Source organism: Pseudomonas sp. 1 (genome assembly GCF_056626735.1).
Genome location: NZ_JBWXMQ010000005.1, coordinates 238,431 through 252,133 on the forward strand (window position 1 = coordinate 238,431; position 13,703 = coordinate 252,133).

10 protein-coding genes are annotated in these 13,703 nt (G+C 60.9%); all 10 read left to right on the top strand.

What is annotated here, in order from left to right; translation table 11 throughout:
• Window positions 1–2 precede the first annotated feature (2 nt).
• Window positions 3–1,181 (top strand): 8-amino-7-oxononanoate synthase, encoded by a 1,179-nt coding sequence (bioF, locus tag AC1MDC_RS10085; protein ID WP_480392935.1) that lies wholly within the window; start codon window positions 3–5, stop codon window positions 1,179–1,181.
• Complete coding sequence (locus AC1MDC_RS10090) at window positions 1,174–1,905, top strand: alpha/beta fold hydrolase (protein WP_085697740.1); 732 nt, start codon at window positions 1,174–1,176, stop codon at window positions 1,903–1,905. The genes bioF and AC1MDC_RS10090 overlap by 8 nt, the downstream gene beginning before the upstream one ends.
• On the top strand, window positions 1,898–2,704 hold the full coding sequence (gene bioC / locus AC1MDC_RS10095) for a malonyl-ACP O-methyltransferase BioC (RefSeq protein WP_480392936.1): 807 nt from the start codon (window positions 1,898–1,900) through the stop codon (window positions 2,702–2,704). The genes AC1MDC_RS10090 and bioC overlap by 8 nt, the downstream gene beginning before the upstream one ends.
• On the top strand, window positions 2,701–3,381 hold the full coding sequence (bioD, locus tag AC1MDC_RS10100) for a dethiobiotin synthase (protein ID WP_085697738.1): 681 nt from the start codon (window positions 2,701–2,703) through the stop codon (window positions 3,379–3,381). The genes bioC and bioD overlap by 4 nt, the downstream gene beginning before the upstream one ends.
• Before the next feature lie 106 nt (window positions 3,382–3,487).
• Window positions 3,488–3,784, top strand: coding sequence for a pyrroloquinoline quinone biosynthesis protein PqqE (locus tag AC1MDC_RS10105; RefSeq protein ID WP_480392937.1), 297 nt, complete (start codon window positions 3,488–3,490; stop codon window positions 3,782–3,784).
• Window positions 3,785–4,059: 275 nt separating this feature from the next.
• Window positions 4,060–5,865, top strand: a complete 1,806-nt coding sequence (locus AC1MDC_RS10110; protein WP_074692190.1) for a phenylacyl-CoA dehydrogenase — start codon at window positions 4,060–4,062, stop codon at window positions 5,863–5,865.
• Window positions 5,866–6,126: 261 nt separating this feature from the next.
• Entirely contained in the window at window positions 6,127–8,241 is a 2,115-nt protein-coding gene (locus AC1MDC_RS10115) for a cytochrome-c peroxidase (protein ID WP_480392938.1), read from the top strand.
• Window positions 8,242–8,450: 209 nt separating this feature from the next.
• On the top strand, window positions 8,451–9,740 hold the full coding sequence (locus AC1MDC_RS10120) for a GGDEF domain-containing protein (RefSeq protein ID WP_085697735.1): 1,290 nt from the start codon (window positions 8,451–8,453) through the stop codon (window positions 9,738–9,740).
• A gap of 90 nt (window positions 9,741–9,830) precedes the next feature.
• Window positions 9,831–11,627 carry an acyl-CoA dehydrogenase C-terminal domain-containing protein gene (locus tag AC1MDC_RS10125; RefSeq protein ID WP_480392939.1) on the top strand — a complete coding sequence of 599 codons (1,797 nt, stop codon included), beginning with the start codon at window positions 9,831–9,833 and terminating at the stop codon, window positions 11,625–11,627.
• A 184-nt stretch (window positions 11,628–11,811) separates the two neighbouring features.
• The gene (locus AC1MDC_RS10130) at window positions 11,812–13,590 is read left to right on the top strand and encodes an acyl-CoA dehydrogenase C-terminal domain-containing protein (protein ID WP_085697733.1); all 1,779 of its coding nucleotides are present in this window, start codon (window positions 11,812–11,814) and stop codon (window positions 13,588–13,590) included.
• The last annotated feature ends 113 nt before the right edge of the window (window positions 13,591–13,703 follow it).

Consider the following 13,703-nt stretch of genomic DNA (forward strand, 5'->3'; position numbering starts at 1 on the left):
GCATGTCTTTCGATCTCGCCGCACGCCTTGCTGCCCGTCGTGCCGAAAATCTTTATCGCCAGCGCCCATTGCTTGAAAGCCCACAAGGGCCGCAAGTGGTGGTCGACGGTCAGCCGTTGCTGGCGTTCTGCAACAACGATTACCTGGGCCTGGCCAATCACCCGCAAGTGATCGAGGCCTGGCGCGCCGGTGCTGAGCGCTGGGGTGTCGGCGGCGGCGCATCGCATCTGGTGATTGGCCACAGTGGCCCGCATCACGCTTTGGAAGAAGCTCTCGCCGACCTCACCGGACGGCCTCGCGCGTTGTTGTTCACCACCGGTTACATGGCCAACCTCGGCGCGGTCACCGCATTGGTCGGGCAGGGCGATACGGTGCTGGAAGACCGGCTCAATCATGCCTCGTTGCTGGATGCCGGATTGTTGTCCGGCGCGCGCTTCAATCGTTATCTGCACAACGACGCCGACAGTCTGGCCAAGCGTCTGGAGAAAGCCACCGGCAATACCCTGGTGGTCACTGACGGCGTGTTCAGCATGGACGGCGACCTTGCCGATCTGCCGGCCCTGGCCCGGGAAACCAAGGCCAAAGGCGCGTGGTTGATGGTCGATGACGCCCACGGCTTCGGTCCTTTGGGCGCGAATGGTGGCGGGATCGTCGAGCATTTCGGTTTGAGCCAGGAGGATGTGCCGGTATTGGTCGGGACTCTTGGCAAAGCGTTCGGCACGGCGGGTGCGTTCGTCGCGGGCAGTGAAGAGCTGATCGAAAGCCTGATCCAGTTCGCCCGTCCGTACATCTACACCACCAGCCAGCCGCCGGCGCTGGCCTGTGCAACATTGAAAAGTCTGGAACTGCTGCGCAGCGAACACTGGCGTCGCGAGCATCTGCGCACGCTGATCCGCCAGTTCCGCCACGGCGCCGAGCAGATTGGTCTGGAACTGATGGACAGCTTCACGCCGATCCAGCCGATCCTGATCGGCGATGCCGGTCGCGCCGTGCGTCTATCGCAGATGCTGCGCGAGTGTGGGCTGATGGTCACTGCGATCCGCCCGCCGACCGTGCCCGCCGGCAGTGCGCGGTTGCGGGTGACGCTGACCGCCGCCCACAGCGAGGCGCAGGTGCAGCTATTGTTGGAAGGACTGGCCGATTGCTTTGCCAAACTCAAGTCGGAGCCAAGCCATGCGTGATCGTCTGATTCTGCTACCGGGTTGGGGGCTCGGCGTGTCGCCGCTGGAGCCGCTGGCCGCTGCGTTGCGTGGACTCGATGAACACCTGCAGGTCGACATCGAACCGTTGCCGGAGCTGGATTCCAGCGATCTGCAAGACTGGCTCGACGAACTCGATGAGCGCATCCCCGAAGATGCCTGGCTCGGCGGCTGGTCGCTGGGCGGCATGCTCGCTTCGGAGCTGGCGGCGCGGCGTGGCGAACATTGCTGCGGCTTGCTGACCCTGGCGAGTAATCCTTCGTTTGTCGCTCATGAACAGTGGCCTTGTGCGATGCCCGGCGAGACCTTCGATGCGTTTCTTGCCGGTTGCAGCGCTGATCCGCGGGCGACCCTGAAGCGATTTTCTTTGCTCTGCGCCCAAGGCGCGCAAGATGCGCGCGGCTTGTCGCGGTTGTTGCTCGGCGGCGCGCCGAATACTTCGCCGGCCGCTTTGATGGCGGGTCTGGAATTGTTGGCGCAGATCGATACGCGGGAAGCCTTGCAGGCGTTTCGTGGCCCGCAACTGCATTTGTTTGGTGGGCTGGACGGGTTGGTGCCGGCGGAGTCTGCGGGCGAGTTGTTCGCGTTGCTGGCGGATGTCGAAGTGGGTCTGATCGAGCAGGCCAGCCATGCGTTTCTTCTGGAGGACCCCCACGGTGTAGCGGGTGCGATCCAGGCGTTTTTAAGTGAGTGTGGTGATGACTGATTTGTCTGTTGCTGCGTTGCCCGGCGGCTTGCCTGACAAGCGCCAGGTCGCGGCTTCTTTTTCTCGCGCGGCAGCCAGCTATGACAGCGTCGCCGAGTTGCAGCGCAATGTCGGTACACAGTTGATGAATCGCTTGCCGGTGGGTTTTCGGTCGTCACGCTGGCTGGATCTCGGCTGTGGCACAGGGTATTTCACACGGGCGCTGGCCGAGCGATTTGGTGAGGGGCTGGCGCTGGATATCGCTGAGGGCATGCTCAATCACGCCCGGCCGTTGGGCGGCGCCACGCACTTCATCGCTGGCGATGCCGAGCGTTTGCCGTTGCAGGATTCAACGTGTGATCTGATCTTCTCCAGCCTCGCCGTGCAATGGTGCGCGGACTTTGAAGCGGTGCTCGGCGAAGCGTTTCGAGTGCTGAAACCTGGGGGGATTTTCGCGTTTGCTAGTCTTTGTGCAGGGACGCTGTACGAACTGCGCGACAGTTGGCGTCAGGTAGACGGCCTGGTGCACGTCAACCGTTTCCGCGAGTTCGCACGTTATGAGCAATTGTGCGCGGCCAGTGGCTTGCGCAGTGTTTGTCTGGAGAACCGGCCGCATGTGCTGCATTACCCGGATGTGCGCAGCCTGACTCATGAACTCAAGGCCTTGGGCGCGCATAACCTGAACCCCGGTCGGCCGGGCGGATTGACCGGGCGGGCGCGGATTCTGGGCTTGGTCGAGGCTTACGAGCAGTTCCGCCAGCCTGCGGGACTGCCGGCGACCTATCAGGTGGTCTACGCCGTGTTGGAGAAACCCTTATGAGCGCAGCCTATTTCATCACCGGAACCGACACCGACGTTGGCAAGACCACCGTGGCCGCCGGGTTGCTGCACGCTGCGCGGTCGGCGGGGCTGAGTACGGCGGCGGGCAAACCGGTGGCGTCCGGTTGTGTAGTGACGCCCAAAGGTTTGCGCAACTCCGATGCGCTGGCGTTGCAGGCCGAATGCTCGTTGCCGCTGACGTATCAACAGGTCAACCCGGTGGCGTTCGAGCCGGCGATCGCGCCGCATCTGGCAGCGCGTGAGGCCGGTGTGGCGCTGACCGTGCAATCGTTGCTGGCGCCGATGCGCGAGATTCTGGCCATGAACGCCGACTTCACGCTGATCGAAGGCGCGGGTGGTTGGCGGGTACCGTTGGCGGATCAGGACAATCTCTCGGATCTGGCCATCGCGCTGAAGCTGCCGGTGATTCTGGTGGTCGGTGTGCGTCTGGGATGCATCAGCCATGCATTGCTGACTGCCGAGGCGATTGCCCGGGACGGCCTGCAACTGGCCGGTTGGGTGGCGAACATCATTGATCCGAAGACGTCGCGGCTTGAAGAAAACCTCGCGACACTCGCCGAGCGAATTCCGGCGCCGTGCCTGGGGCGAGTGCCGAAACTCAAGGCGGTCAGCGCCGAAGCGGTTGCCGATCACTTGCAACTGGATCTGCTCGACTGATTTTGGCTATGGCAAGGCACTGTGCCATTAGTGTTTTTGACGGGTGTTTTTCTGGCGCCTCTGGTTCAATGGCATCCATTGATCCTTCCCAAGGATGAGAGCTCCCATGGAAATCTCTGGAAACACAGCTTTTTATGCAGGTCTGAGCACCATTCAGACCGGACAGAACCGCGTCGACCAGGCCGCCAGCCAGATCGCCAGCAGCACCATCGAGCGTTCGGTCACCAGTCAGTCTTCGGAGGTGCAGGTCGATCGTCTGCGTTCTGTGGACCGCGCCCAGCAATCGGATCGGGCCAGCAACATGGTCGAGATGGCCCAAGGCAAGTTTCAAGCGGAACTGGGTGTGAAAGTCGCCAAGGCTTCCGACGAAGTGCTCGGTACGATCATCGATACCTTCGCCTGATTTTCTGACCTGCGCTTTGCCAGACGCCGCGACTGTTCGCGGCGTTTTTCGTTGTAAGTCCTTCTCCCTCAACTAATCTTTTTTCAGTGCACATGCCTCGGTCGGGCGCATGTCGTATTGCTCTGTCCGGCGTTCAGAAAATGTGATGACGAATGGCAAAAGAACGACGCTTGACAAGATTTCGGCGTAAACGTATGTTTCAAACAACTGTTTGACCGTCACAACAAATCAACGCGGTCGTTCATTCCCGGTTACATCAGCAGAGGTTTATCGCTATGCCTGACTACAAGGCCCCCTTGCGTGATATTCGCTTCGTTCGTGACGAACTGCTCGGCTACGAAGCGCACTATCAGAGCCTTCCAGCGTGCGCAGAAGCAACGCCGGACATGGTTGACGCCATTCTCGAAGAGGGCGCCAAGTTTTGTGAGCAGGTGCTGGCACCGCTGAACCGAGTGGGTGACACCGAAGGCTGCACCTGGAGCGAGTCCGGCGTGAAAACCCCGACCGGCTTCAAAGAGGCCTACAAGCAATTCGTGGAAGGCGGCTGGCCAAGCCTGGCGCATGACGTCGAGCACGGCGGTCAGGGCCTGCCTGAGTCGTTGGGTCTGGCCGTCAGCGAGATGGTCGGCGAAGCCAACTGGTCGTGGGGCATGTACCCGGGCCTGTCGCATGGCGCGATGAACACCATCTCCGAACACGGCACCCCAGAGCAGCAAGAAGCCTATCTGACCAAACTGGTCTCCGGCGAATGGACCGGCACCATGTGCCTGACCGAACCGCACTGCGGCACCGACCTGGGCATGCTGCGCACCAAGGCCGAACCTCAGGCCGACGGTTCCTACAAAGTCTCCGGTACCAAGATCTTCATCTCGGCCGGTGAACACGACATGGCCGACAACATCGTCCACATCGTGCTGGCCCGCCTGCCGGACGCACCGGCCGGCACCAAAGGCATCTCGCTGTTCATCGTTCCCAAGTTCCTGCCGAACGCCGACGGCACCGTCGGTGCACGCAATGCTGTGACCTGCGGTTCGATCGAACACAAGATGGGCATCCACGGCAACGCGACCTGCGTGATGAACTTCGACGGTGCGACCGGTTTCCTGATCGGCCCGGCGAACAAAGGCCTGAACTGCATGTTCACCTTCATGAACACCGCACGTCTGGGTACCGCGCTGCAAGGTCTGGCCCACGCCGAAATCGGCTTCCAGGGCGGCTTGAAATACGCTCGCGATCGTCTGCAAATGCGTTCCCTGACTGGCCCGAAAGCGCCGGACAAAGCGGCTGACCCGATCATCGTTCACCCGGACGTACGCCGCATGCTGTTGACCATGAAGGCATTCGCCGAAGGCAACCGTGCGATGGTGTACTTCACCGCCAAACAGGTCGACATCGTCAAATACGGCGTGGACGAAGAAGAGAAGAAGAAAGCCGACGCACTGCTGGCCTTCATGACTCCGATCGCCAAAGCGTTCATGACCGAAGTCGGTTTCGAATCCGCCAACCACGGCGTACAAATCTACGGCGGCCACGGCTTCATCGCCGAGTGGGGCATGGAGCAGAACGTTCGCGACAGCCGCATTTCGATGCTGTACGAAGGCACCACCGGCATCCAGGCACTCGACCTGCTGGGCCGTAAGGTGCTGATGACTCAGGGCGAGGCTTTGAAGGGCTTCACCAAGATCGTTCACAAGTTCTGCCAGAACAACGAAGGCAACGAAGCCGTCAAAGAATTCGTCGCACCGTTGGCTGCACTGAACAAAGAGTGGGGCGAGCTGACCATGAAGGTCGGTATGGCCGCCATGAAAGATCGCGAAGAAGTCGGCGCGGCCTCCGTGGACTACCTGATGTACTCCGGTTACGCCTGCCTGGCCTACTTCTGGGCTGACATGGCGCGTCTGGCTGCTGAAAAACTGGCTGCCGGTACCACCGACGAGGCGTTCTACACCGCCAAGCTGCAAACCGCGCGCTTCTACTTCCAGCGCATCCTGCCGCGTACCCGTACACACGTGGCCACCATGCTGTCGGGCGCCAACAACCTGATGGACATGAAAGAAGAAGACTTCGCACTGGGCTACTAAGCCTTAACGCAGTCCTTCAAAAAACCGCTGCTCCTTCGGGGGCAGCGGTTTTTTTTGTACCCGGATTTCCCCAATCCCGGGGCTCATTCCCCAGCATGGAAAAGGGCGCTGCTCAGCCGAACCCTTGCGCTTATTGATTCAAAATGTTTCCAGAAGAGTGGCCAATTAATTGCACCGCCCGATTTACCGGTGCTTATCAGAACTGCCTGCTCAAAGAAGCAAGACGCCCGGCACTTAACAACAACAGTCAGGGTGAAGCCTATGAACATCAGTCGACTCGCTCGTTTGACCTTTTGGTTACCCGTCGCGCTGGCAGTCCACAGCGCATGGGCCGCCGACCCCGCCGAAGTCGATCCTCCCGTGCCGGAGGTTCCCTCGCTGCAATCGTTGCGCGGAATGGTGCCCCCCGATCCGTCCGGGACCGAGGGCGGACGCAAGGTCGACCTGATGACCGACTACGTGCTCAATCGCCAGGCCGCGATCCTGCTGGGCAAGGCGCTGTTCTGGGACATGGAGATCGGCAGCGATGGCGCCACCGCCTGCGCCTCCTGCCACTACCACGCCGGCGTCGATCACCGCATCACCAACCAGCTCAACCCCGGCCAGGCACAGACCAACGCCAACGTCGCGTCGATCTTCAACAAGCCGTTTGTGGCCTCGGACATTCCGGGTGACGTGGCGTCCTACGCAACGTTGTCCGGCGGCAAGGGTGGCCCGAACTACACGCTGAAGAAAACCGACTTCCCGACTCACGTGCTGAGCAATCCGCTGGAGCGCAACTCGCCCATCGTGTACTCGACGGACGATGTGGTCGGCTCGCAAGGCGTGTTCGACGCCAACTTCGTCAAACCCAATCAGGCGCGTTTCGACAAATGCACTCAGCAGCCGGACGGTATTTTCCAGGTCGGTGGCATCAACGTTCGCCGCAGCACCGGGCGCAATGCGCCGTCGGTGATCAATGCCGCGTTCAACGTGCGCAACTTCTGGGACGGTCGGGCCAACAACGTGTTCAACGGCTTCTCGCCGTTCGGCAATCGCGATCCGGATGCCGGGATCTACGTGACCAGCGAGCGCAGCACAATCGCGACCAAAGTGCGGCTGGCGCTCAACGATGCGTCAGCCGCCTCGCAAGCGGTCGGCCCGCCCGGTAGCCCGGTGGAAATGTCCTGCGGCGGTCGCACCTTTGCCGACATCGGCCGCAGGATGCTCGACACATTGATGCTCAAGCAGCAACGGATCTCATCCACCGATTCGGTACTGGGTCCTGTGTCCGGCGCACGACGGCCGACCTATCGCGAGCTGATCAAGAACGCCTTCCAGCCCCGGCTGTGGAACGCCACGCAAAACGTTCTGGTGGGCGGTGCGCCGTACACCCAGATGGAGGCCAACTTCCCACTGTTCTTCGGCCTGGCGATCCAGATGTATGAGGCGACGCTGGTGTCCGATCAGGCGCCGATCGACGCCTACCTGCAAGGCGATCACACCGCGATGAACGCGCAACAGGTCGAGGGCATGAATCTGTTTCTCGGCAAGGGCAAATGCGTCAATTGCCACGGCGGACCGGAGCTGACCAACGCCGCCAGCCGCCTGTTGATGCATCCGCGTGAACGCATCGAACGGATGGTGATGGCCGACAACCTGACCACCCTTTACGACAACGGCTTCTACAACACCGGCGTGCGTCCGACCTCGGAAGACCTGGCCCTCGGCGGCGCGGATGCGTGGGGTAACCCGTGGTCGTTCACTCGGCAGTACAACACGGTGTTGCAGGGCGGAAAATCGGTCGATCCGCTGGACGTCGATGTCTGCACGTTCGAGGCACCATTGAGCGCGGCCATTCCATGCGATGCCACGCTCAAGCCGAATGTCGGTTTCCGCGATTCGGTCGACGGCGCGTTCAAGACGCCTACTCTGCGCAACATCGCGCTGACCGGGCCGTACTTCCACAACGGCAGCCGCTCGACGCTCAAACAGGTGATGGAGTTCTACAACCGTGGCGGTGACCGGCGCGGGGAAGACGCCAACAACACCAGCGGCTTCGAGCATCCGGCGGTGAACCAGCACAACACTTCCAACCTCGACCCGGACATGACGGCACTGAACCTGACGCCCGATGAAATCGATGCGTTGGTGAAATTCATGGAAGTCGGCTTGACCGATCCGCGCGTGGCCTGGGAGCGAGCACCGTTCGATCATCCGTCGCTGGTGATCCCGCAAGGCCATATCGGCGATGAAAATGCCGTGACCCAGCGCCCGGCCAGTCCGAAAGTCACCACCCGTCAGGCGATGGACGCATCGCTCAATCTCAAGCCTTACGGTGCTGAAGGCAGGCCCGCGTCCGAAGGGCCATTACAGCCGTTCTACAACGATCTCTGAAAAGAAAAACAGACCATGGCCATCAAGAATGATGGCCATGGTGGCCGTCTAGCGGCCATTCCGCAAAAAACCTTACTGAATCCCTCAGCTACCGACGATTTCGGCCGTTAAAGAGACAGCCTGTGATCTGGATCACATTGTGTGTGCTTAACTGGCCATATTGCAGGCACAATGCCATCTCTTTGCCATGACGGGTCGGAGCTTTACCCTTGCCGCGTTCTTCAGCTGTACGTTTCAGTCATTTCCTACCTTCACTGCTGTTGTTGCTCGCGGGGTTGGCGGCTGCGTACGTCAAAGACCTCAACGTGTTCTTCACTTCGCTGTTCAACGTGTTGCCGACCTTGGTGCTGCTGTTGGGCGGTTCGTACTGTGCGGTTTACCGACGTCAGCGCGAGCTGTTTCTGATGGTCACGGTCTACATCGCCTACTTCCTGCTCGATACCCAGACCGACTATTACCGCGACAACGGCAAGGTCCGCGACGACGCGGCCGTGGTGTTCCATCTGGTCTGTCTGCTGTTGCCGCTGCTGTTCGGTCTGTTCGCCGCGTGGCAAGAGCGCACGCACCTGTTTCAGGACATGGTCGCGCGCTTCGCCGTGCTGCTGGCCTTTGGCAGCGTGGCGCTGGGGCTTGAGCAAAGTTATCCGCAGGCGTTGCTGATGTGGCTTTCCGAAATCCGCTGGCCGGCGCTGCACGGCGCGTGGATGAGCCTGATCCAGTTGTCGTATCCGGTGTTCATCTCGGCGTTCCTGCTGCTGGCCTGGCAATACTGGCGTAACCCGCGTCCGCTGCATGCGGCGCAACTGGTGGGTTTGCTCGGTGTGTTCTGGATGCTGCCGAAAACCTTCATCCTGCCGTTCACCCTGAACATCATGTGCAGCCAGGTGATGTTGATGATTGCCGCGGCGGTGGCGCACGAGGCTTATCAAATGGCTTTCCGCGACGAGCTCACCGGCCTGCCCGGGCGCCGCGCACTCAACGAGCGCATGCAGCGTCTGGGGCGCAACTATGTGCTGGCGATGAGCGACGTCGATCACTTCAAGAAATTCAACGACACCCACGGCCACGATGTGGGGGATCAGGTCTTGCGCCTGGTCGCCAGCAAGCTGTCCAAAATCAGCGGCGGGGGTAGGGCTTATCGCTATGGCGGTGAGGAATTTGCTCTGGTGTTTGCGGGCAAGACCCTCGAGGAGTGCATGCCGCACCTTGAGGTCATCCGCGAGTCGATTGCGTCCTACAACATCCAGTTACGTAATCAGGAAAGCCGCCCGCAGGATGATCAGCAGGGACGTCAGCGTCGCTCGGGTTCGGGCGCGTCCAGCGTGTCGGTCACGGTCAGTATCGGCGTAGCCGAACGTCTGGAACAGCGCACCCCGGAGGAAGTGCTGAAATCCGCCGACCAGGCGCTCTATAGCGCCAAGGGCGCAGGGCGAAACTGTGTGATGGCGTTCGGTCAGAACCGCCGTGGCGCAGTGCGCATGGACAGCGCCGCAGGTTGAGTGATGACGGCGCATTCAGCGTCTGGACAGTGATTGTGAGGCAGGGTGGCCGGCAGTAGGTTGAAGCAATCTGCTGAAGGAGAAGCCACCATGCCCGAGTACAAAGCTCCCCTGCGCGACATGCGCTTTCTGATCGACCACGTCTTTGACTTTCACACTCAGTACGCGGCCCTCGGCGCCCACGACGCCAGCCCGGACATGATCAACGCGATCCTCGACGAAGGTGCGAAGTTCTGTGAGAACGTTCTGGCACCGCTCAATCGCAGTGGTGACGAAGAGGGCTGCCATTTCGACAATGGCGTGGTGACAACGCCTACAGGTTTCAAGCAGGCCTTCGCACAATATGTGGAAGGTGGCTGGCACGGTCTGGCGGCAGATCCGACCTACGGCGGCCAGGGCCTGCCGAGTTCGCTGGGGCTGGTGATCAGCGAAATGGTCGCCTCCAGCAACACCTCGTGGGGCATGTACCCGGGCCTGACTCACGGTGCCATGTCGGCGATCCACGCCCACGGCACCGACGAACAGAAAAACACCTATCTGCGCAAACTCACCGCTGGCCAGTGGACCGGCACCATGTGCCTGACCGAAGCCCATTGCGGGACTGATCTGGGCATCATCAAGACCCGTGCCGTGCCTCAGGCCGACGGCAGTTATGCAGTGACAGGCAGCAAGATTTTCATCTCCGCCGGCGAGCACGACATGAGCGACAACATCATTCATCTGGTGTTGGCCAAACTGCCGGACGCGCCGGCGGGGACCAAAGGCATCTCGCTGTTCATCGTGCCGAAATTCCTTCCGGACGCCTCCGGTGAGGCCGGCGAGCGCAATGGCGTTTCCTGCGGTTCGATCGAACACAAAATGGGTATCAAGGCCTCGGCCACCTGCGTGCTGAACTTCGACGACGCCAAAGGCTTCCTGATCGGCGAGCCGAACAAGGGCCTGAACTGCATGTTCACCATGATGAACCATGCGCGTCTCGGTACCGGGATGCAGGGCCTGTGTCTGGGCGAGGCAAGTTTCCAGGGCGCCATCAAATACGCCAACGACCGTCTGCAGATGCGTGCCCTGACGGGCGCCAAAGCCCCGGACAAACCGGCCGACCCGATCATCGTCCACCCGGACGTGCGACGCATGCTGCTGACCATGAAGGCCTTTAATGAAGGCAACCGTGCGCTGACCTATTTCACCGCGCAAATGCTCGATGTCGCGCATCTGAGCTCGGACGCCGAGGCGCGTCAGGAGGCCGAAGACCTTCTGGCGTTCCTGACTCCGATCTGCAAAGCCTTCATGACCGATACCGGGCTGGAGGTGACTAACCACGGCATGCAGGTGTTCGGCGGCCACGGATTTATCCGCGAGTGGGGCATGGAGCAACTGGTTCGAGATTGCCGGATCGCGCCGATCTACGAGGGCACCAACGGCATTCAGGCGCTGGATCTGCTCGGACGCAAGGTGCTGGGCAGCCAGGGCAAGCTGCTGCGCAACTTCACCAAAATCGTCCACAAGTTCTGCGCCGCCAACGCCGGGCACGCGCAATTGGGCGGGTTTGTCGCGCAGCTCGATGGCCTCAATCAGCAGTGGGGCGAACTGACCATGAAGGTCGGCATGGCCGCGATGAAAAATCCCGATGAAGTTGGCGCCGCGTCGGTGGACTACCTGATGTACAGCGGTTACATCGTTCTGGGCTACCTGTGGCTGCGCATGGCCCTGGTCGCCCAGGCGCAGCTGGAGTCGGGCGAGGGTGATGGCGATTTCTGCCAGGGCAAACTGGCGACGTGCGAGTTCTACTTCAAGCGTCTGTTGCCGCGTACGGAGGCGCATCGTTCGGCGATCGAGGCGGGCAGCGATTGCCTGATGAAACTGCCGGCCCAGTTGTTCTCGCTGTAACACGCCCCTGTTAAACAAAAGAGCCCGCTGATTGCGGGCTTCTTTATGGTTGATTGTTGATGACTAAAAATAACAAAACAGTCACCGCCTGACCCTATGTGTCGCAAAAGTTGTTGGGTTACACTCCAGCTCAACGAAAACACCCTTCCACGAATCACCTGTTTAGATCTTTGCGAGGTTTGCCATGGCTGACTACAAAGCGCCGCTGCGCGATATGCGCTTCGTCCTCAATGAAGTGTTCGAAGTCGCCAAACTCTGGGCCGAACTGCCGGCCCTGGCCGAATCCGTGGACGCGGAAACCGTTGAAGCCATTCTCGAAGAGGCCGGCAAGGTCACCAGCAAAAGCATCGCGCCCCTGAGCCGTGCCGCCGACGAAGAAGGCTGCCACTGGGCCGACGGTGCCGTCACCACGCCGGCCGGTTTCCCACAGGCCTATCAGACTTATGCCGAAGGTGGCTGGGTCGGTGTGGGCGGTGATCCGGCCTACGGCGGCATGGGCATGCCAAAAGCCGTGTCGGCTCAGGTCGAAGAAATGGTCAACTCCGCCAGTCTGGCTTTCGGTCTGTACCCGATGCTGACCGCCGGTGCCTGCCTGTCGATCAACGCCCACGCCAGCGAAGAGCTGAAAGCCGCGTACTTGCCGAACATGTACGCCGGTGTCTGGGCCGGTTCCATGTGCCTGACCGAACCGCACGCCGGTACCGACCTGGGCATTATCCGCACCAAGGCCGAGCCTCAGGCCGACGGTTCCTACAAGGTCAGCGGCACCAAGATCTTCATCACCGGCGGTGAGCACGACCTGACCGAAAACATCATCCACCTGGTGCTGGCCAAACTGCCGGACGCACCGGCTGGGCCGAAAGGCATATCGCTGTTCCTGGTGCCGAAGTTCATGGTCAATGCCGATGGCAGCCTGGGGGCGCGCAACCCGGCGAACTGCGGTTCGATCGAACACAAGATGGGTATTCAGGCATCCGCCACCTGCGTGATGAACTTCGACGAAGCCGTGGGTTATCTGGTCGGCGAGCCGAACAAAGGCCTGGCCGCGATGTTCACCATGATGAACTACGAGCGTCTGGGCGTCGGCATCCAGGGCCTGGCCACCGGCGAGCGTTCGTACCAGAACGCCATCGAATACGCCCGCGACCGTCTGCAAAGCCGTTCGCCGACCGGCGCGCAGAACAAAGACAAGGTTGCTGACCCGATCATCGTCCACCCGGACGTGCGTCGCATGTTGCTGACCATGAAAGCCTCGAACGAAGGCGGTCGTGCGTTCTCCACCTACGTGGCGATGCAACTCGATACCGCCAAGTTCAGCGAAGACGCCGCCACCCGCAAACGTGCGGAAGATCTGGTGGCCTTGCTGACGCCAGTGGCCAAGGCGTTCCTGACCGATCTGGGTCTGGAAACCACCGTCCACGGCCAGCAGATTTTCGGCGGCCACGGCTACATCCGCGAGTGGGGTCAGGAACAACTGGTGCGTGACGTGCGCATCACCCAGATCTACGAAGGCACCAACGGCATTCAGGCGCTGGATCTGGTGGGTCGCAAGATCGTCGGCAGCGGCGGCGCGTTCTACAAGCTGTTCGCCGACGAGATCCGCCATTTCACCGCGACTGCCAGTGCCGATCTGGGCGAGTTCACCAAACCGCTGAATGATGCCGTCGACATCCTCGACGAGCTGACCTCGTGGCTGCTGGACCGGGCGAAAACCAACCCGAACGAAATCGGCGCGGCGTCGGTCGAGTACCTGCAGGTGTTCGGCTACACCGCTTACGCCTACATGTGGGCGCTGATGGCCAAGGCATCGCTGGGCAAAGAAGCGCAGGACGATTTCTACGCGAGCAAACTCGGTACGGCGCGGTTCTATTTCGCCCGTCTGCTGCCGCGGATTCACTCGCTGAACGCGTCGGTCAAGGCCGGCAGCGAGTCGCTGTTCCTGCTGGACGCTGCGCAGTTTTGATGATGTAACGTCATGTAAGCGATCTCTTACATGACGTGCTGCTGTTCTCCCATAGGCGAAGATTGGATCCAGAGCTAATCTACTTTCCATGGACGTCGCGCAGGAAGCGCAAA

What these genes read in the sequence shown, in the direction of transcription:
- AC1MDC_RS10110 (WP_074692190.1), top strand. Translation starts at nt 4,060, where the DNA reads ATGCCTGACTACAAGGCCCCCTTGCGTGATATTCGCTTCGTTCGTGAC.
- AC1MDC_RS10115 (WP_480392938.1), top strand. Translation starts at nt 6,127, where the DNA reads ATGAACATCAGTCGACTCGCTCGTTTGACCTTTTGGTTACCCGTCGCG.
- bioF (WP_480392935.1), top strand. Translation starts at nt 3, where the DNA reads ATGTCTTTCGATCTCGCCGCACGCCTTGCTGCCCGTCGTGCCGAAAAT.
- bioC (WP_480392936.1), top strand. Translation starts at nt 1,898, where the DNA reads ATGACTGATTTGTCTGTTGCTGCGTTGCCCGGCGGCTTGCCTGACAAG.
- AC1MDC_RS10105 (WP_480392937.1), top strand. Translation starts at nt 3,488, where the DNA reads ATGGAAATCTCTGGAAACACAGCTTTTTATGCAGGTCTGAGCACCATT.
- AC1MDC_RS10090 (WP_085697740.1), top strand. Translation starts at nt 1,174, where the DNA reads ATGCGTGATCGTCTGATTCTGCTACCGGGTTGGGGGCTCGGCGTGTCG.
- AC1MDC_RS10125 (WP_480392939.1), top strand. Translation starts at nt 9,831, where the DNA reads ATGCCCGAGTACAAAGCTCCCCTGCGCGACATGCGCTTTCTGATCGAC.
- bioD (WP_085697738.1), top strand. Translation starts at nt 2,701, where the DNA reads ATGAGCGCAGCCTATTTCATCACCGGAACCGACACCGACGTTGGCAAG.
- AC1MDC_RS10130 (WP_085697733.1), top strand. Translation starts at nt 11,812, where the DNA reads ATGGCTGACTACAAAGCGCCGCTGCGCGATATGCGCTTCGTCCTCAAT.